Origin of the sequence: Mediterraneibacter sp. 210702-DFI.5.30 (assembly GCF_020560115.1) — a bacterium.
In the GTDB taxonomy this organism is placed as follows: domain Bacteria; phylum Bacillota; class Clostridia; order Lachnospirales; family Lachnospiraceae; genus Mediterraneibacter; species Mediterraneibacter faecis.
In genome coordinates this window covers 1-218 of record NZ_JAJCME010000249.1, presented here as the reverse complement: position 1 = coordinate 218, position 218 = coordinate 1, and the positions used below count along the sequence as shown (strand labels likewise).

The 218-nt window shown below is 32.1% G+C and carries 1 protein-coding gene; it reads left to right on the top strand.

The features are described 5' to 3' along the window. Positions 1–23 precede the first annotated feature (23 nt). Positions 24–218: hypothetical protein (locus LI126_RS15440; protein WP_442919978.1), on the top strand; the 195-nt coding region annotated here is incomplete at its 3' end.

The window sequence follows — 218 nt, the reverse complement described above, 5'->3', positions numbered from 1 at the left end:
TGTTAGACAATTTTGAGACAATTATGACAAACGACAGCATTGCTACGTTTGTCCCTGAACGAGTATTAAATTTGATAAAAACATTTTCTTCAAGTTACAGTGAAGCTCAAAAAACCGTCCAGACTATTCATAATGCAAAGAAAAAAGCTGAAATAGAAAGTGGTATTTCGATAGTTTTTGAAGAACTCGATAGTTATTATGTCAATGCAGAACAAGAA